This is a genomic window from Methylobacterium phyllostachyos (assembly GCF_900103445.1).
GTDB lineage: Bacteria > Pseudomonadota > Alphaproteobacteria > Rhizobiales > Beijerinckiaceae > Methylobacterium > Methylobacterium phyllostachyos.
Window position 1 is genome coordinate 23,607 of sequence record NZ_FNHS01000006.1, and the last position, 18,655, is coordinate 42,261.

Here is an 18,655-nt window from a genome sequence, read left to right on the forward strand (position 1 = left end):
CCGCCGTTGATCTAACTGTTTAGCCGATCTGCGTCCTGTTTGATCAGCACCAGCCTCATAAGATCCGAGATAACTTTTGGACTGATGCTGAAATTAGCATACAGTTGATCCACGTCATCCGTGATATCATCGAATTGCGGATGCAAGATCGTCCCTGATAATTTTCTGACCGATCGCCACCAAGCCATTTGCCTGAGATGTTGTCTCTCACTGTAACAAACACCTGATTTATCTGCCAGCCACGTAACGGGCACCAGCCCGCTCCCAACGACAGCGGTGAAGGCATTACAGTTGAAGGCCCAGAAAAGAGTTTCAGCAAAGGTGACTTTCGTCCCATCGACGAAGATGACGCTGCCGGGGGCGTTCTTCATAATAGCTTGCGCTTCATCCGCACAGTCATGAAACCCATCAAGAAATATGACAACTGGTCCTTTGCAGGCTCCAGCGTCTTTCCAATCGCCATCGGCTGCTAGCCGCGATCTCGGTTGCTTGAAGTAGTCATCGACGACATTGGCGATCGCGATGATGCCCTCACGCTGCTCTTTCCAGCATTTGTTGTGCGCTCTAAGGTTCGAGAACAATACAAATCCGGAATTTGACAGCAGAGTACAGGCCTTCTCGTATCTCTGTGGTTGCGATGATTTGAATAACTCGACGCTTTTGCGTTGAATTTTTTCTGCCAATTTCGCGTCGATTGACGTAGCGGTTGGGCGGACCAGGAACTCATTGTTTCTCAGAACAGAAAACGGTAGGTCGTTAATCGATGGAAGAACTTCTGCTGTCAACGATGCTCTTGACTCAATCGTCTCGTCAAAAATATCTGCGATTTGGATCCAATTGGTCTTGCGGCAATAGATCTTCGTCACATTGAGGAGATCGGTTGCACGTATCATTCGCTCAATACCGGCAACTTCATTCCAGAAATAATGCCCCATGTTGCCGATAAAGCCCGCGGAAAGCGCCACTGTACGGTTTTTCCCACGGTATGATCTTAGCAGTTCAACATTATTCACGCTGAAAGAAATATAGAATGCGATCGCTTGTTCCGGGTTGGCCCACATCGCCTCGCCAGGATTCGATACGATGATGATATCTTGCTCGATAAACCAGATGAACGATAGACTGCCCACCCAACCGCAACTCGCGCCGACGACGAACGGGTTGTGTTCGATGAATTCATACATCACTGGAGCGATGGTATCGAACAGCGGGACAGGTATCGAGTCGACAGATTTCACGACTTCTCCGCTGAACGGAGATATTATTTCCAAGCCGCCGTTTAGAATGGCCTTTTCTTGAAAGGAATTTGATACCTGTGGGTGTCCGTCGGAAAGCGCGCGAACATCATCCGAATTTTGGTCGATCGGGAATCCACTCTGTGTGGCATTTTTCGCAGCCGTTTCAGGCTGGTTAAACAACGCTCGTACGGCTGCCGCGTCGATCCCGAGGCGTTGCAGCATGACAGTATGTCGATGCAGATCCTCGACGAGGAACGCAAATACCGAACTGTCACCGAAGATCGCATCCTTTGCGCTCTCAACGGTGTTCCAATTACTAGAAATTTGGTCTGTTTGGCTCTTGAGGAGCGAAATCAGCGACTTATGTATTGAGGAACGAGATTTCTCTGAGCTTCGCACTGCCCCTTCGATTGGTTCATAGGACACGCCGTTGAGATCGAATTTAGTCCAATTGCTGAAAATTCTTATCTCGACAGCTACCTCATGATCGAAGTAGGCGATGATATAGAATCGCTCGCAATGAGTGGTAATCTCACGTTCCGCATACACCGTCGAACCAGCGTAAATTTCTACCTTTAATCGAGGCATCATCGCAGTCATAGGTATATTCAATAATAAGCGAAATTTATAATAACCTGCACGCAATTTCACATATGGTCCATAGATCGCGATTCCGTGGTCATTACCGGGAAACGATATCGTTGTGGAATCCGCGGTGATCGAGGCGCCAATTGCGCAACCAAAATACTGTAAGGGCATTTCAATCATAATTATTCCTCTGAAACAGCTGTCATTTACTCGTTGTCGTCGTGAGAGGTGCTCCAGCTTATTCGTCGAGCACCTTTGGGTAGTTTTCAGCCGCTGGTGGCAGACGATTGGTCGCCGCGCATCCTGTGCTTATTCACGTCGCATTCAAACGCTTCCGCGCGAGCTGTTCTCGTGAATGGAGACTTCTACATCTACTTCTTAGCTTCACCCATCACCTTTGCCGAAAGCAGCTACAAATACTAAATATACGCTGCGTTGATATTTAGCGGTTCGTATGAAAGGCTTCGAAAAGTTTTTGCGCCAATCTTGGTGCAGATGCCTGGGACTACGGTACGGCTGCCGGCTATCATAAGGGGGCATGAGCCGCAAGCGGTTCGACTTGTACAGGCTCAGACATCCATCCAGCTTTTCTGGATATCTGCTAGGTATGAAGGATCGGTCAGGATCAATGATGTTCCAACGTTCGGCTGGCACAAATCAAATATATTCTATTATGCGAAATGAGAACTCGAGTTTCAGTCCAAAAATTCAGCCGCGGTCCGATATTGGGATGGGTCGGATTCACGCCGCCAGGCGTGTGGTGATCGTCAAGGCTGCGCTCTGGCCATTCTGATCCAAGCAGCTGGATCGGTTTCCCTTTTGCTGGATCGTATCGACCAGGCGATCACTTCCTGCGGTAACAGCGGGCTTGCTGTGGCTAAGAGCTTCATTGACTTCGTTGATTTACCGTTGCGATCAGACCGGCTTGGCGCTTACAGGAGCGTAGGCAATACATTGGCCCCTCGCTTATCTCGCCCGGCGGGTAGGCTCTGAGACACTGCCCGTAACAATGGCTGGTGAGATGGCAGGGTTAAGGCTGCGTTTGAACAGGGTCTCGCGCCGGAGCGCTGGCAGGATGGGAGCAATAGGCGCGGCCCATATCAATAGGTCGTCGCGAAGCCATCGAACCCGGAGGTTCATGGCGTTTAGCGACCGCCCCGGTGATAATCTAGCCTAACTTGGAATGACAGCATGTTCGGCGGGCTCTGCACCGGTGAAGCTTCAGGTGCGAGCATGGGGACTGGAACTCGACTTTAGAAAACGCCTGACTCTCGTAGTGATCTACGCGTTCCCAAACGCTGTAACTCGGCGGTTTGAAGGCGCCATAAGTTAGCTTAGAGATTTTTATTGTGCGGTTGTGAAGGATAGATCCCCAAGCGTGGTCGTTGGTGTGGTGGCATTTGTGCCCCACACCGAAGGACCATAAGATTAAACCAACGTCGCTTGATCGCAGCAGATCACTGCATCTTGCTGACGATGTGCTTGATACCTAAAAGGCCGATACTTATGGCGGTTAAGCCAAACATGATCACATATAAGTAGTCAACTTGAATGCCGGCATTTGGGTAGTATGCAGACCGGACCCATTCGGCGCATTGAAGTGCAGGATTAAATTTCATCCAGTAATAAATTTGGTCGGGCATAAAACTTGGTAGAAATATTATTCCACTCGAAAGATACATGAGGATGCTGAACAGCGCATAACCTATCAACCAGCCCGGGAAAAACCCGACAATTGCGACATTGATTGTCCCAATGCCGATACCTAAAATGATCGATCCTATATAGCCAGTGACGGCAACAATCGGATGCGTCGGAACTGGGTCGGATCCGATAATTATGAGAACCGATGTCACGACCAGCAATGCGAGGAAGCCTGTTACGATCTCGACGAGTATGCGCGAGAAAACCAGATCAAACAATTTTACCTGAGGGTAATAAGTCAACGGCCGATTCATAATAACCGCCTTCATAACCTCACGAGATATATATTGGAAGACTAGAACGGGGACAGCTCCGGTTGCGAAAAACAATGCGCGATTGTCGCCGAGCGGCGCTGGAATTTTCTGGAACGTGTAAATAGCAATCAACATAAAGATATGGATGCAGGGCCATAAAACCACCACGCCATAACCCCAGAGCGAAGCTCCGAAGCGAGTGCGCATATCGCGCAGCATAAGGGCATGAAGGACGTGCAAATACGACTCCAAGCCACTTCGTTGCTTACTTTCGTTAGCTTCTATATTCATCATTGATTCGTCACCGATTTGGCGGGGCGCATTTGTAACGAAGTGTTATGACACTTCCTGACGTTTCGCGGATTCACGATTGAGTTTTTGGATCTGATACGTTGCCCAAGGGCCATGCTTGATTTGAAAGTTGAAGGGTCTGCTTGAAATATCCGTGTCATAAAGGCATCTGCAGTGCTATTGCTGGCCAGCGCACCGAATGGTCGCTGATGCTCAGTCGGAGCACGCGCGCGGTGTGCTGCGATCGCATCGCTCGCTGTGGGGTAATAGAAGCCGACGCTCATAAGCCATGACGTAGCAGGCGTTTTTGGCGATTTGAAGTCGCCGGCCCCTTCATGATGCTTAAGCGGCTCGCCGCTCGCATGCCACTCGGTGACGGCGACGCTGGCGAACGGCTTGTCCATGGAAAAGGAAGACGGTGTGCGCTTATGAGGGCCGTCACATGCCGAATGTCAGCGAAGGCTTCTGACGAACTATCGCCTGCTCCAGCGGCGCCATCCCGCTCGACGAAGAGAATAATAGATACCTTCCCCCGTTCGAAGTGGGGCAGCCCCTTTGCTGATGATTTTTCATAGCGCCTGCCAACCTTCGCAGCCTGCTCCTCTAGTCGTAAATGTTTAACTTGATATTCATGCAAACCCCTGACATGAGTAATCTTAAAGATCTTGATGCCGAATCGGTCTCCGACCGTTGTTCCAAGGTAAGATTCAGCATTGCGGGTCAGGAGCGGTGCTGAATCGTATCCCTTTTGGGTTGCGCGGCAATACGGAGCGCGAGCCTTCATGGTTTATCGAAGGTCGGGCATCAGACCGAGGCTTACCTCAACCGGAACCAGCGCTCCTGCCCTGTGTCAAGACACAATGAAAAGGGTTACTTACACCGTCTGGACAACAGGCACAGAGGCGCATGCGGTTCGAAATTCTGGGCTTAAGGGCCAAAGGGCCGAGCGGATCGCGTCCTTGACTTGGTGCGATGCCCCCTCTCTGCTCGGCTTCAACCCGGAGACCCTGAAGAGCCTGCAGCAGGATTCTTCGCTTCGGCGCGCCCGGCAACGCGTGATCAGTCGTTAGAACGATCAGCAAGGTCCGACTAAGTGGATTCGCAAACAGCGTCGACATGTTGGTTGCTCCATCCGGTCCAATGAACTGAAGCGGCACAAGTTTTTAGCAGAGACGTGATCTCATTTGATGACGTTGGATACCACGTCGCAATTGCGGAGCGTGCACCGTCGTTTGATGCAGCTACCCGGCGACGATAATTCACTAGTTCCTCCGCGAACGATCGACGCGCCCAACAGGGCGTCTCTGCGCTTCGTAGGATGTTTTTGGAAGATCACCCATGTAAAGAAAATGTCTGTGCGGCACCGGATTGGCTCTTCGGCCCGATGGAACGGCCGGGGCATCATGGCGATAATCTTATCGGGGTGGATCGGAACTCAACCACACGGCTCGGGTTGCTATTCCAACGCAACCGCGAGGGTTTTTTGATGCGAAAGCTGGCCTTTATCACCGCCTTGACGCTGTGCCTTGGTGGAGTTGGTGCGAGTGGCGCTCAGGCACAAGGTTATGGCTACGGGGGTGGTTATCGAGATGGTTATGGCCGAGGCTATGATCGCGCCTACGGCCGCCACCGCGATTACGGCTATCGCCGCCACCGTGGGCTCTCGACCGGAGCTGCGGTTGGTCTGGGGATCGCTGGGGCTGCAGCGGGCGCTGCGGCGGCAGGGGCTTTCGATCGCGGCGGCCCGGGTTATTACGGCCGCGGCTACTGATACATCCCGGATGTGAGCTGGGGGGGGGCTTGCCGTTGAGATGCGGCAGGCCCCCAATCGAGACAGCTCTGACCGCGCTCGTCACCCCATCCGGTTCAGCTGCTGCCGGATCCATTTGCTCAATGTTGGCCGGAGGGCTCGCTTCGCCCGCCTCTTCGCGAAGGTATCGATGTCGATTCGATCCGTTGGGACCTTGCGAAGGAAGCGTTCGGCAATCTCGAAAATGAAAATGTCGGGCCGGATCGCTTCGATATACGACCAGTCGAGATTGGCCGACCAGATCGCGTGCACCTCACCGAACGTCTCCGACAGCATCGCGGTAAGGCGTGCGCCCGGACTGTAGATGTAGGAATCGCCGAAGATCACAACGCGACGCGGGTCAGCGGCGGCGGCATTCCGCATCACGACCCGCGAACCGACGAACAGGCCGCGCGGCCGGACCGCCCGACGGCTTTCACGCAGCCGGACGAGCGCGTTCACATCGATTCGCTCCGCACCACGCGGGAAGTCATAGGCGACGTATTCCTCATCCACAGGAGGGTGAAGCTTCTCGCCGAGATCGAAGGTGAAGCGCTCGCGCAGTTGAGTCCCGGTGAACACATGCTCGGCTACCGGTGCATGGAGGGCTTCGCAGAGAGTCCGATAGGCCGCGAGATAACCGCGATAGGTCCAATGCGTGTCCGTTCGCAGGTAGACCGGCTCATCGGACCGGGCCGCACGCAGCGGTGGAAGGAGATCGATCATCGGGGCATCGCTGACCTCGGCCACGCATTGGGCGAGGCGCTGGCACGGGGGCTCGTCGAGGCCCGGAAACGCGCGGCCGAGCATGTCGGGATAGACTGCCAGCTTGTCGGGCACGACCGCGTGCACGTGGTGGATCCCGAGCGCGTCGAGGCGCCGGGCCCGCTTGGCGATCAGACGCGCCCAACGCTTGAGGATCCGCCGCGAGAGGGCGGTGTCGCCGTAGAAGGCTTCGACTTCGTTGGTCCGCCCCACCCAATACAACCAGCCGTCGTTCCCCACGGCCACGCCGTTGCCCTTCTTCATGAACGATCCGCGCGCTTCGTGCTTCGCCGGCCAACGCTGCCGGCGCCCCTCGGCCATGGCCTCGACGGATCCGCACCGGATTGCAAGTCCGAGCGCGGTCCGCTGACCGGTTCCCGCTCATGCGATGCCAGCCGGTGGACCATGGCGCCGCGTCCTGCAAACGGGCGCGGATCGCCGCGCGACCCTTCAAGGACGCGGGCATCCATGTGCGCACGTCCCGATGCGTTCGCCTTACGCGTGCAGACGCTGCCTGCAGCCGGCCTCATGCTGATGGCGACGCTCGCTACGTGAATGGGGGTGGTCGGCCACGGTGAAGCGTCGTCTCCGCCCCACGCGAACCCAATTAGATCCGAGGCGTCCGGCCCTATTCCTCGAGGCAAAACAGCACGCCGGCCGTTTTCTCCTTCCGCCAGACGACTTTGACGGCGTAGCGCACCTTCGCGTCCGTCAGCACGAGGTCGAAGGCATTCTCCACCACGGGGGCGTGCGAGCCGAGAAATTCCAGCATCGCGCCGCGGTCCGAGATATTTCTGACCTGACACGGAAAACGCGTACCATCCGGATGCAGCGCGAAAGCCAGAAGCGCCGTAGGCTGCCGCGTCGTCCCACGTCTTTCTACGGATCTGCTGCTGAGCTTGGCATTGCGAGACATGGCCGATCGTCCTGCCCATGTCGGCCAACATGGCGCGAGTTCAATAAAAATGCGCAGGATTTACTAATATGTAATTGACGGCACTGCGATTTGCGGTGCGGTGCGCCAGATCTCTCTTCGTCAGCGTCACTCATCGCCACGCATGGGCGGTCCCTTCCCGGCTTTGATGAACTTTCCGATGAGCAGGCCGAGCGGGATGGAGACCAGGAACCACGTCCTGAGGACTCGCAACACCTTCATCGTCATCCGCTCCCTGGCTTGCAATGGACAGCACCCTGAGAAGCAAGCCCCGTACGACACCAACGCTGCGGAGGCCGGATCGCTTCACGGCGGAGGGGCATTCTTGCGGCTCGGCGACGATCGTGGCCAACCCCATTGTATCGAACATCTGACCGGTTCGTGGCGGAATGGCCCGGCGGCCATCAACGGGGGTACCTATGCGGATTCGAATCGGTCTGATGGTCCTGCCGAGCCTCCTCGGCCTTGCCGGCGGCGTGCCCCTCGTCGCGGAGGCTGAGGCGCCCAACCAGCCGCCGGTCGCCGCGCCGGCTTGGCCGCCGACCTTCTCGCGCAACGTTCAGGGCAGCGGTCTCCCCGGGATCGACGGCGGGCATGCGTTCCTGTGGAACCGGCCGCCGGGCTTCGATCCGGTCTCGACCTTGCGGGTCGATCGGCACATCCCGGAGGGGTCGGGCGAGCCCGGTCACACCTACAAGGCCCTCTGGGCGCTCGGCACATCCGGGCCCAACAATGCCGGGTACGAGTGGACGATCACCGGTGAGCTGCACAACCGGACACTCGCCAGCACGGGCGCGCAGAACGTTGCGGTGAACGGAACTGTATTCAAGGAGCCGAACGGGATCGGCCCGGTCGGCCCGTCCTGGGCCGGTAATTTCAATTGTGTGGACACGACCGGCGAGGCGGACCCGGTCGCCTCCTGCATCGGCGCTGAGATCGACGTGTCCGCGCAATCACCCACCACCGACCGGAACCGTCAGAGGGTGGGCCTCCAGATCTCCACCGGCGGGGTGCCGGGCGCACATACGGGATACGGTATCCTGATGGGCAATCTGCCCGGATCGGTGACGGATCGTGGGGTCTCGTTCCAGGGTGAGGGCGCCTACGGCATCGGGATCGATGCCGCTGCGGCTCGGTTCACCGGCGTGCCGCTCCTGCTCGCGTCGGGCCAGATGATCGGCCTCGATGGAACGAAAGACGGAGCATTCTCGCGCAAGTTGGGCTTCGACGGACGCACCCTCGTCTACGGGGGCACGGACCCGGTGTTTCGGGTCGGCGATACCGGGCAGGTCGAGGCGGCCTCCTTCCGCGAGGTGCAGCCCCGGCCGCCGGTGAGCAGCCACGATGCTTGTCTCCCGGGCGACCACGCCTGGGACACGGCTTACGAATATCGATGCATCGCCCCGAACCATTGGAAGCGCGCGATGCTGAGCGACTGGTAACCGGCCGGCGGTCCGCGCTCAGCGGTCGAGAATGCGTACGACCGCGCGCGTGGCGGGATCGACCACCACGATCTTGTCGCCCGGGGCCACGAAGTATCCGAAGCGGCGCAGACGCGGATTCGGGGCATCGGTGAACGGCGCGAGCCGCACATCCTCGGGCACGATGCTGCCGGGGCGCAGCGGGATCGACCCGACGATCGGGCCCGGTCCGACCGGGCGGCGCACGATGTAGTCGCGCACGACGACATCGTCGTCCGGGCCGAAATCGTCCGGCGCCACGATGACTGCCTGCGCGAAGGCGGACCCCGAGAAGAGGGCGGCGAAGCCGAGAGCAGCGGCGAGGCTTGCACGTGTCGACATGGCGGGCTCCGTGACCAGCGAGGCTGCCGGAAACAGCGGCGGACCCCGATCAGTTCCCCCGCCCGGCGCGTCAGCGACCGATCTGACTGGCCTCGATCAGCGGCACCGGCGACCAACGGGTGATCTGCACGTACCCATCGAGCGCCGCCACCACGATGTGGCGGCGATGGCGATGCACCACCGCGCCGGCACCGTGGGTGTGCCGTTCCTGCCAGCCCTTGGCCTCCGCCACGTAGACGCGCGCATCGCCCAGGCGGGCGATGGTCTCGACGGTGCCGAACGCCCGCACCCGGCGCAGGATCGTGGCGACGTCCTGCTTGAAGTCGAGCGTCCGGTCGCCGTCGGTGGCGCGGGGCCAGTAGGACCCGTCGCCCTGCGGCTCGGCCCAGCGCCAGCGGCCCGGCAGGTCGCGGCCGAGCGGGCCCGTGACGAGGCGCCGGGCCGACATCTGGCATTTGGCCAGGAGGGTCTCGTGGCATTCCTGCGGGCTCAGCGGGAACATGTCCTGAGCGAGGATGTCACCGGTGTCGAACCCGTCCGCGAGGACATGCGCGGTGACGCCCCAGGTCTCGTAGCGGTCGAGCACGGCACGGAACAGCGGATAGGGGCCGCGTCCGATCGGAAGTGGCGAGGGGTGGATGTTGAAGCCATACGCGGCGCGCCCGCGCCAGCCGCGCACCAGCCACGGATAGCCCGCCACCACGAGAGCCCAGTCCTTGCCGTGGTCGGCCTGAATCGCCTCGATGTCGCGTTCGCGGATTCGCGACAGCTGGATCGGGATGCGCAGGGTCCGGGCGCGGGCGACGATCACGTCGTTGTGGTCGTAGATCCCGTCGCAGGGGCGGGTGAACAGCTTCACCGGCGTCCAGCCGGCCTCCAGGAGCCCCTCGAAGACGCCACCCAGGAAGTCGATGCCGGCGAACGCAAACTTCATGTGTCCCGCCTGCGACCTTGTGCACGTGGAGGGCGCGGGCCTGCCGCCTGCCCGACGTCGCCTCCGGCCTTACCTTGAACCCGGCGGCTTGTGTAGCGAGGGGGATCCGCGTGCGTCGGGTGATCATCTACGGCGGGACCGGTGGGATCGGGCTGGCGACGGCCGGGGCCCTGCGCGCCCGCGGCTACGCCCTGCATCTCGCCGCCCGGGGGGGCGACCGGCTGGCCGATGCCGCCGGGCGGCTCGGCGAGACCACGTTCAGCGCGGGCGACATCACCGATCCCGAATTCTTCGCGGCCGCGACCGAGGCGGCGGGTCCCGAACTCGCTGGGCTGGTCTACGCGGTCGGGACGATCAACCTGCGGCCCCTGGGCCGGCTCACGCGGGCCGATGTGGAGAACGACTTCCGGATCAACGCGCTGGGGGCCTTCTCGGCGGTGCAGGCCGCCGCCGGGGCGCTGAAGCGCGGGGCCGGGGAGGGCGGTGCCGGGATCGTCCTGTTCTCCACGGTCGCGGTCGCCCAGGGGTTCGCGGCGCATGCCTCCGTGGCGATGGCGAAGGGTGCGGTCGAGGGCTTGGCGCTGACGCTGGCCGCGGAGCTGGCGCCGCAGATCCGTGTCAACGCGGTGGCGCCGTCACTGACGCGGACGCCGCTCGCCACTTCGATTACCAGCAACGAGACCCTGGCGCAGGGCATCGCGGCGATGCACGCGCTCCCGCGTCTCGGCCGGCCTGAGGATGTCGGCGCGCTGGCGGCCTTCCTGATCTCCGACGAGGCGGCCTGGATCACCGGGCAGGTGATCGGCGTCGATGGCGGCCGCTCGGCCCTGCGGACGAAGGGCTGAGCCGGTGAGAACCCAGCGTTGCGCCGGATCCTGCGGAACGCTGCGCTTCGTTCTGGGCGACCAGCTCACCCGCCGCGTGTCGAGCCTGACCGACCTCGACCCCGAACGCGACATCGTGCTGATGGTCGAGGTGCGGGACGAGGCCACCTACGTCCGCCACCACAAGCAGAAGATCGCGTTCCTGTTCGCCGCCATGCGCCATTTCGCGGCGCAGCTCGAAGCCGAGGGTGTCGCGGTCGACTACGTGCGCCTGACCGATGCCGGCAATACCGGCAGCTTCACCGGCGAATTGGAGCGCGCGGTGGCGCGGCATAAGCCCGAGCGCGTGATCGCCACCGAGCCCGGCGAATGGCGCGTCTGGCAGATGATGCAGGACTGGCGCGAGATCCTCGGCGTGCCGGTGGAGATCCGGGCCGACAACCGCTTCCTGTGTCCGCGCGAGGATTTCGCGCGCTGGGCGGAGGGCCGGCATCACCTGCGGATGGAGACCTTCTACCGCGGCATGCGCCGCCGCACCGGCCTTCTGATGGAGGGCGGCGAGCCGGTCGGGGGGCAGTGGAACTTCGATGCCGAGAACCGCAAGCGCCTGCCCAAGGGGCATCGTCTGCCGGACCGGATCGGTTTCCAGCCGGACGCCGTGACCCGGGAGGTCATCGCCCTGGTGGAGCGCGAGTTCGGAGACCATTTCGGCGACCTCGTCACCTTCTCCTGGCCGGTGACGCGGGACGATGCGCTTGCCGCCCTCCGGCACTTCATTGCCGGCTGTTTGCCGACCTTCGGCGATTACCAAGACGCCATGAAAGCGGGCGCGCCGTTCCTGTATCACGCACTGATCTCGCCGGCCCTCAATGCCGGCCTGCTGACCGCCGAGGAGGTCTGTTGGGCCGCCGAGCGCGCTTATCGGGACGGGGCGGCGCCGCTCCACTGCGTCGAAGGTTTCATCCGGCAGATCCTCGGCTGGCGGGAATATGTGCGCGGCCTCTACTGGGCGCGGATGCCCGACTACCGCGAGACCAACGCGCTCGGCGCAGGCCGGGCGTTGCCGTGGTTCTACTGGTCAGGCGAGACCAAGCTCAACTGCATCGCGCAGGTTGTCGCCGACACGCGCGCCCACGCCTACGCCCACCATATCCAACGGTTGATGGTGACCGGCAACTTCGCCCTGATCGCCGGCTTGGATCCGGCGCAGGTGGAGGAATGGTATCTGATCGTCTTCGCCGACGCCTACGAATGGGTCGAATTGCCCAATGTTCACGGGATGGTCTTGTGGGCGGATGGCGGCGTGATGGGCTCGAAGCCCTACGCGGCCTCCGGCGCCTATATCGACCGGATGTCGGATTACTGTCGATCCTGCGCGTATGATGTGAAGGTCAAGGCTGGCCCGGCGGCCTGCCCGTTCAACTATCTGTACTGGAATTTCTTGATCGAGAATGAGGACCGGCTGGCCGACAATCCGCGCATGGCAATGCCGTACAGGACGTTGCGGGGTCTCGCGGATCAGAGGCGCGCGGAGATCGCGCGCGATGCGGCGTCCTTCCTAGCCTCCCTGCAGAGCCTGCCCGATGCGGATTACCAGGGCGACCAGACCGAGAGCGCCACATAGGGACCGGCCGTGCGCCGGCCGGTCTCGGTCTGAAGGCCGGCGGAGACCCGGAAGCTGTATCGGCCCAGGTCGAAATCCGTCCCATGCAGGCCGACGTTCCACTTTCGATAACCGGTGGCGTCCGTGTACAGGCTCAGTTCCGGGCCGAGATAAGCGCCCCAACAGCGGTAGCCCCAGGCCGCGCGGGCCCACACGCTCTCCAGGGCCGTTCCCGCGATCACGGTCGCCTGAAGGAGCGTTGTTTCAGTCGGACGGGCCCAGATTTCGCCGTGCAACCGAAAACCGAGATGGATGGGTGCCGAGCCCGCGGACTGGCGCCCCGCCAGCATCTGGGCTGTGATGTCCGGGCCGGTGAAAGCCGCGATCACCCCCCAATCGAAAAACCATTGGTAACCCAGAACGACGGCCCCGATCGCCGTGTAACGGTGATGCGTACCGTCAGAGCTGTGCTCGCTCTGCCGGCCGCCGCCGAGGCTTGCCAGCGCCACGGCGCCGTCGTGGTCCAGGCTCGTCAGGCCGATCTTCGCGCCGGCGGTCACGAAGGTCGCGGCCGCCGCGTCGAGGCTGCCGAAGAGAAGCGTGTCGAGCTCTTCGGCGCGCGGTGCCGTGAACGAAGCGGCGCCGTAGAAGAACGCGGCGACGGCGTAAGTCGAAGCTTCGCGGAACCTCCAGAATGCAGGCAAGTCTGGCACGGATCGGCCTCCCGGAGGCAGACGATCCCTGAATTTTCCGAGCGAGTCGATGCAGGATCTCGGCAGATCACCGCGAAAAAGCTTCCGCTGCGCTGACCGATACGGCGAATGCGCTCAGGTGTGGCGCCAGAACATTTGGAATGACGGTGTGTCTGTTCGGCGCATACCCGTCCTGGGCCGACGTCGGCGGCTCACGGGCGAATCGGGGCGGACCTGTCGCACGGCTGCCGTGCTTGGCGTGTTACCGGTTCTCGGTTAGAGCCCCCGCGGGACAGCGAAGGTTGGCGGATCCTTGACCTCCGGTGCACGAACGTCGGACGTCCTTACCGTGTTGGCGAGCCAGGAAGGCGAACGCCTTACGGTAGGGGACATCGTCGCGGTCCTGCGGGATCGCGCTTTCGCATTGCTCGTGGTGCTGCTCGGCTTGCCGAACTGCCTGCCGATGCCGCCGCCGATCCCGCTGATCTGCGGCCTGTTGCTCCTGCTCGTGGCCATTCAGATCGCGGCCGGCATGTCGGCGCCCTGGCTTCCGCGGATGCTCCTGGGGCGGTCGATCGCCTTGACCGATGTCCGCCGTGCGGTCACCCGCGCGGTGCCGGTGCTGCGGCGTCTGGAGCGCTGGTCGCGCCCGCGGATGAGCGTGTTCGAGACCGCGATCGGGATGCGCGGCATGGGCATCGCCCTGCTCGCCCTGGCGCTGGCCCTGATCGTGGCCGCGCCGATCGTCGGGCAGATACCGCTCGGCCTCGCCGTCTGCCTCGTGGGCCTCGGCCTCGTTGAGCGGGACGGCGTCCTGGTCTTGGTCGGCCTCGTCATCGGCCTGTTCGGCGTCGCCATCAACGCCGGCTTCGCCTACGCGGTCATCGCCGGGATCCTGGGCCTCCTGAACCTCTGGTAGTCCGCTTCAGCGGCGGCAGCGGTGATTCCCGCCTCGCGGCCAACGCGGGATCCGTGCGCGGTCCCGATCAGAGGCGGTAGCGGATCTGGTCGGTCCAGAAGCGCTCCAGGCGGCCGAGGGCCTGATTGAGCCGGCCGAAATCGTCGTCGGAGATGCCGCCGATCGGCGCGATCGTGCGGGCGTGCTTGTCGTAGAGGCCCTGGATGATCTCGTGGACCTGACGGCCCTTGTCGGTCAGGCTGATCCGGACCGAGCGGCGGTCGGTCTTCGAGCGGGCGTGGTGCAGGTAGCCGGCCTCGACCAGCTTCTTGACGTTGTAGGAGACGTTGGAGCCGAGATAATAGCCCTTGGTCCTGAGTTCGCTCGCGGTGAGTTCCTTGTCGCCGATGTTGTACAGCAGCAGCGCCTGGACGCTGTTGACGTCCTCGCGGCCGCGGCGCTCGAACTCATCCTTGATCACGTCGAGCAACCGGCGGTGCAGCCGCTCCACGAGGTGCAGGGCCTCCAGGTACGAGCCCTTCCCGGGGGAGGCCTCGTCGGCGGTCTCGATCGTCGTGGCCCGGGCGCTCTGCGTCTTCATCTCTGCCTCGCCGTCTGATGCTGCGGTGTCCGTACAATGCGGCACCGCTGATGATGGCTAAGCTACCGCTCGGGAATGAAAGGCGATTTAAGCGACAGGATGAATTGCCGATTTACGCTTTGCGGTAAAGACAAACTGAAGCGAAGATCAGAACGGTTCGTTCACCGTGCTTCCTGCGCGGCCAGCCAGGACAGCAGGAAGTACATCGTCACCACGCAGCCGCCGAATACGAGCAGCGGCACCGGCATCGGCAGGAGTTGCGGCGTGAGGACCGCAAGCGTCATGGCGGAGGTGACGGCCAGCAGCCAGATGACGCCGCCCCAGGCGCTGGTCAGCCACAGCCCGATTGCCGCCGCGGCATCGACCACCGCGAAGTAGACGATCGCCGCCTGCCGGCCGAACGGCTCGGTCTCGAAGGCACGCGCGCCCGGGATGACGTCGAGAATGGTTGCCCAGGCGGCGATGCTCTTGATGAGCCAGAGCAGGGCCGTGAGCCGCATGAACCAGATCAGCACCGTATCCCAGGTGCCGGGTGCCGGCCCCTGGGTACGCTCGATCCGGTCGATCGGGATCTCGCCGGGCCGCGCGGTCTTGCGCCGGATTGGAAGGTAGCCGGGCACTAAGACGCGCTCGCGAAGGGGAGGGGCTGCATGGTGGGAGCCGGATCCTGAGGGATGAACGCAGGGCTGGGCCGGGTTGAAGCGGTTTGGCGACTCGGCGTCAACGGTCGGGTTTCACCGGCTCGGTCCGGTATGCTAGTCCGGCGCCTCCGGCGCGTCGGCGCCGTGCGATCCGCGGCGCGGCCGCGCGAATTGTAGCGAAGCGCCATGTCAGACTCATCGCCCGAGCCGCGTCCCATCGCCCGCGAGGCCGCCCGGGAGGGCGCACGCGTGGAGGGGCTGAAGATCACCCAGCGCCCGCGCCGCAACCGGAAGGCCGATTGGTCGCGTCGTCTGGTCCGCGAGCACACGCTCACCGTCGATGACCTGATCTGGCCGATGTTCGTCATCGACGGCAGCGGACGGCGCGAGCCCATCGCGTCGATGCCCGGGGTGGAGCGGCTGTCGGTGGACGAGATCGTCCGCGATGCCGAGCGCGCCGCGCGGCTCGGCATCCCGGCGGTGGCCTTCTTCCCGTTCACCGAGGTGACGCTGCGCGACCCGACGGGCTCGGAAGCGCTCAATGCCAACAACCTCGTCTGTCAGGCGGTGCGCGCCGTGAAGCGGGCGGTGCCCGAGGTCGGGATCATGACCGACGTCGCCCTCGATCCCTACACCAGCCACGGCCATGACGGCCTGTTGCGGGACGGGGCGATTCTCAACGACGAGACCGTGGCCGTCCTGGTCGAGCAGAGCCTGATCCAGGCCGAGGCCGGGACCGACATCATCGCCCCCTCAGACATGATGGACGGGCGTGTCGGCGCGATCCGTGCCGGACTCGACAAGGCGGGTTTCCTCGACGTGCAGATCATGGCGTACGCGGCGAAATACGCGAGCGCCTTCTACGGTCCGTTCCGCGACGCGATCGGCACCAAGGCGGCTTTGGTCGGCGACAAGCGCACCTACCAGATGGATCCGGGCAATTCCGCCGAGGCCCTGCGCGAGGTGCGCCTCGATCTCGACGAGGGGGCCGACTCGGTGATGGTGAAGCCGGGCCTGCCCTATCTCGACATCATCCGCCGCGTCCGGGACGAGTTCCAGGTCCCGACCTTCGCCTACCAGGTGTCGGGCGAGTACGCGATGATCGAAGCGGCCGCCCGGAACGGCTGGCTCGACGGCGACCGCGCGATGGTCGAGGCGCTGCTGGCCTTCAAGCGGGCGGGCGCGGACGGCATCCTCACCTATCACGCCCCCCGGGTCGCCGAGCGCCTGCGCAACCGTTCGTGAGGCCGGCGCAACGCTGGCTGCTCGCGGCGGCGGTCACGGCCGGCTTCCTCGGCGGGCTCGCCGCCTGCCAGGACACCTTGCAGCGCGAGCGGGTCGCCATCTGCCGCCGGGCCCTGCCGGCGGTCGCGTCGCAGCCCGGGATCCGCCTGCTGCGGGCGGCCCCCGGACCGGCGACCGACACGGTCCGAGTCGATTACGCCGAAGGGAACCGCCAGCACTGGCTGACCTGCCGCTTCGATGCGGGCTCGACACTCCTGGCGCTCGCCACGGAGGGCAGCAACCTCTCGGGTCCCGCGCTCTACATGCTGAAGCGCTTCTACCTCGACACGCCCGACGCCGCCGCCGGCGATCCGGCCGACCATTGAGGCGCCTCGCGGGCAGCTGTGTCCTCTTGCGGCCTCCGCAGGCCGCACCCATTTTTCGCACGCAGCCTCGCTTGCTGGACGCGACATCATGCAGAACCCTCAACCCGGTTACGCGCCGCGCTTCGATGCGCCGGGCTACGCCACATCGCTCCCGGTACCCTTCGTGCGCGCCAGCCTTGGCGCCCGCGCGGTGGCCTATCTCCTCGACATCCTGTTCATCTTCGGCTTCACCGTGCTCCTGACGCTGCTGATCACGGTTGTGGGCGTCGTGACCTTCGGGCTGGGCTGGACTCTGTTCGCCGTCCTGCCGGCGAGCGGCATCATCTACAGCGCGATCACGGTCGGCGGCTCGCGCCAGAGTACGATCGGGCAAAGGCTGATGGGCTTGCGGGTCGTGGCCCCGGAGAGTGGCGCGCGGGTCGATATCATCTCGGCGGCCGTTCACGCTCTGCTGTTCTACGTGGCGATCTCGACCTTCCTTCTCTGGTGTGTCGACATCGCCTTCGGGCTGGTGCGGTCCGACCGGCGCCTCGGGCACGACCTTCTGCTCGGCCTCGCCGTGGTCCACGCCCGCTGAGACCTCCGTGTCGCGGTGAAAATCTCGTCCGTCGGCGGTCCAGGGCATTGAGCCGGACCGCCGCGCCTGTACACTGGTATGCCGGCGCTGAGGCGATGTATCCGGCGCAGGGTCTAGGCAGAGCGTGACCAGCCATCCGCGCGACACACCGCAATTCTATCTCACCGCGCCCTCGCCGTGCCCTTACCTGCCGGGCCAGGAGGAGCGGAAGGTATTCACCCACCTCGTTGGCCGTCGGGCCCGCGACCTGAACGAGATCCTGACGCAGGGCGGCTTCCGTCGCTCGCAGACCATCGCGTACCGGCCCGCCTGCGAGACCTGCCGGGCGTGCATCTCGGTGCGCGTCGTGGTCGATGAGTTCGCACCGAGCGCGAGCCAGCGGCGCATTCTCGCCCGCAACGCCGACTGGGTGGGTACGCCGGAGCCGAATCGGCCGGCCTCTGAGCAGTACGCCTTGTTCCGCCGCTACCTGGATGCCCGCCACGGCGATGGCGGCATGGTCGATATGACGGTGCTCGACTACGCCATGATGGTCGAGGACAGCCACGTCGACACGCATCTCGTGGCCTACCGCCGGCATGGCCCCGACACGGCGATCACCGGGCGGGGCTCGGGGCCGCCGCTGGCCTTCTGCCTGACAGACGTCCTCGCCGACGGCCTGTCGATGGTCTACTCGTTCTACGATCCGCAGGAGGCCGGGCGCTCGCCGGGCACCTTCATGATCCTAGACCATATCAGACGGGCCCAGCGCCTCGGCCTGCCGTACCTGTATCTTGGCTACTGGGTCGAGGGGTCGCGCAAGATGGACTACAAGTCCCGCTTCCTGCCGCAGGAGCGCCTGATGGGCCAGGGCTGGGTCCGGGTAGAATGACGTCCCCTTAACGGTTGCCACACGGGCATGCCCGATCCG

18 protein-coding genes are annotated in these 18,655 nt (G+C 62.8%); 8 read left to right on the forward strand and 10 right to left on the reverse strand.

Annotation, left to right across the window (positions count from 1 at the left end):
* Positions 1-11 precede the first annotated feature (11 nt).
* From BLQ49_RS28945 to BLQ49_RS10815, 5 genes are all read right to left on the reverse strand, one after another.
* Entirely contained in the window at positions 12-2,006 is a 1,995-nt protein-coding gene (locus BLQ49_RS28945; RefSeq protein WP_143012245.1) for a hypothetical protein, read from the reverse strand.
* A gap of 1,277 nt (positions 2,007-3,283) precedes the next feature.
* Complete coding sequence (locus BLQ49_RS10800) at positions 3,284-4,075, reverse strand: ABC transporter permease (protein WP_091716178.1); 792 nt, start codon at positions 4,073-4,075, stop codon at positions 3,284-3,286.
* On the reverse strand, positions 4,075-4,479 hold the full coding sequence (locus BLQ49_RS28950) for a hypothetical protein (RefSeq protein ID WP_143012246.1): 405 nt from the start codon (positions 4,477-4,479) through the stop codon (positions 4,075-4,077). Before BLQ49_RS28950 ends, BLQ49_RS10800 begins: the two co-directional genes overlap by 1 nt.
* A 1,448-nt stretch (positions 4,480-5,927) precedes the next feature.
* A complete protein-coding gene (locus BLQ49_RS10810; protein WP_244507538.1) occupies positions 5,928-6,950 on the reverse strand; it encodes an alginate O-acetyltransferase AlgX-related protein in 1,023 nt (340 codons plus the stop codon).
* Positions 6,951-7,257: 307 nt separating this feature from the next.
* Positions 7,258-7,545, reverse strand: a complete 288-nt coding sequence (locus BLQ49_RS10815; RefSeq protein ID WP_091715744.1) for a PilZ domain-containing protein — start codon at positions 7,543-7,545, stop codon at positions 7,258-7,260.
* 458 nt (positions 7,546-8,003) lie between these two features.
* Between BLQ49_RS10815 and BLQ49_RS10820 the strand changes: the two genes are divergently transcribed.
* Positions 8,004-9,005: a hypothetical protein gene (locus tag BLQ49_RS10820; protein WP_244507539.1), complete on the forward strand. Its 1,002-nt coding sequence runs from the start codon at positions 8,004-8,006 to the stop codon at positions 9,003-9,005.
* Positions 9,006-9,023: 18 nt separating this feature from the next.
* On the opposite strand, the gene BLQ49_RS10825 is transcribed toward BLQ49_RS10820, so the two are convergent.
* Together BLQ49_RS10825 and BLQ49_RS10830 are read right to left on the reverse strand one after the other, a co-directional pair.
* Positions 9,024-9,365 carry a DUF1236 domain-containing protein gene (locus tag BLQ49_RS10825; RefSeq protein WP_091715747.1) on the reverse strand — a complete coding sequence of 114 codons (342 nt, stop codon included), beginning with the start codon at positions 9,363-9,365 and terminating at the stop codon, positions 9,024-9,026.
* 70 nt (positions 9,366-9,435) lie between these two features.
* Positions 9,436-10,299, reverse strand: coding sequence for a formyltransferase family protein (locus BLQ49_RS10830; protein ID WP_091715749.1), 864 nt, complete (start codon positions 10,297-10,299; stop codon positions 9,436-9,438).
* A 110-nt stretch (positions 10,300-10,409) separates the two neighbouring features.
* On the opposite strand from BLQ49_RS10830, the gene BLQ49_RS10835 reads away from it, so the two are divergent.
* Together BLQ49_RS10835 and BLQ49_RS10840 are read left to right on the forward strand one after the other, a co-directional pair.
* A complete protein-coding gene (locus BLQ49_RS10835) occupies positions 10,410-11,144 on the forward strand; it encodes an SDR family NAD(P)-dependent oxidoreductase (protein WP_091715751.1) in 735 nt (244 codons plus the stop codon).
* A gap of 4 nt (positions 11,145-11,148) precedes the next feature.
* The gene (locus BLQ49_RS10840) at positions 11,149-12,747 is read left to right on the forward strand and encodes a cryptochrome/photolyase family protein (RefSeq protein WP_244507540.1); all 1,599 of its coding nucleotides are present in this window, start codon (positions 11,149-11,151) and stop codon (positions 12,745-12,747) included.
* Here BLQ49_RS10840 and bcsS read toward each other — a convergent pair.
* On the reverse strand, positions 12,714-13,439 hold the full coding sequence (gene bcsS / locus BLQ49_RS10845) for a cellulose biosynthesis protein BcsS (protein ID WP_244507541.1): 726 nt from the start codon (positions 13,437-13,439) through the stop codon (positions 12,714-12,716). The genes BLQ49_RS10840 and bcsS overlap by 34 nt on opposite strands.
* A 292-nt stretch (positions 13,440-13,731) precedes the next feature.
* On the opposite strand from bcsS, the gene BLQ49_RS10850 reads away from it, so the two are divergent.
* Positions 13,732-14,337: an exopolysaccharide biosynthesis protein gene (locus tag BLQ49_RS10850; RefSeq protein ID WP_280140967.1), complete on the forward strand. Its 606-nt coding sequence runs from the start codon at positions 13,732-13,734 to the stop codon at positions 14,335-14,337.
* 67 nt (positions 14,338-14,404) lie between these two features.
* Here the strand turns inward: BLQ49_RS10850 and ldtR are convergent, their stop codons facing one another.
* Together ldtR and BLQ49_RS10860 are read right to left on the reverse strand one after the other, a co-directional pair.
* Entirely contained in the window at positions 14,405-14,917 is a 513-nt protein-coding gene (ldtR, locus tag BLQ49_RS10855) for a transcriptional regulator LdtR (RefSeq protein WP_091715757.1), read from the reverse strand.
* Positions 14,918-15,078: 161 nt separating this feature from the next.
* The gene (locus BLQ49_RS10860; RefSeq protein WP_091715758.1) at positions 15,079-15,537 is read right to left on the reverse strand and encodes a DUF6163 family protein; all 459 of its coding nucleotides are present in this window, start codon (positions 15,535-15,537) and stop codon (positions 15,079-15,081) included.
* A 207-nt stretch (positions 15,538-15,744) separates the two neighbouring features.
* On the opposite strand from BLQ49_RS10860, the gene hemB reads away from it, so the two are divergent.
* The 4 genes from hemB (at position 15,745) to BLQ49_RS10880 (ending at position 18,616) form a co-directional block, all read left to right on the forward strand.
* Entirely contained in the window at positions 15,745-16,803 is a 1,059-nt protein-coding gene (gene hemB, locus BLQ49_RS10865; protein ID WP_091715760.1) for a porphobilinogen synthase, read from the forward strand.
* A complete protein-coding gene (locus BLQ49_RS10870) occupies positions 16,800-17,168 on the forward strand; it encodes a hypothetical protein (protein ID WP_091715761.1) in 369 nt (122 codons plus the stop codon). Before hemB ends, BLQ49_RS10870 begins: the two co-directional genes overlap by 4 nt.
* Positions 17,169-17,256: 88 nt before the next feature.
* The gene (locus BLQ49_RS10875; RefSeq protein WP_091715763.1) at positions 17,257-17,745 is read left to right on the forward strand and encodes an RDD family protein; all 489 of its coding nucleotides are present in this window, start codon (positions 17,257-17,259) and stop codon (positions 17,743-17,745) included.
* A 124-nt stretch (positions 17,746-17,869) separates the two neighbouring features.
* Positions 17,870-18,616, forward strand: coding sequence for an arginyltransferase (locus BLQ49_RS10880; RefSeq protein ID WP_091715765.1), 747 nt, complete (start codon positions 17,870-17,872; stop codon positions 18,614-18,616).
* Positions 18,617-18,655: the final 39 nt, after the last annotated feature.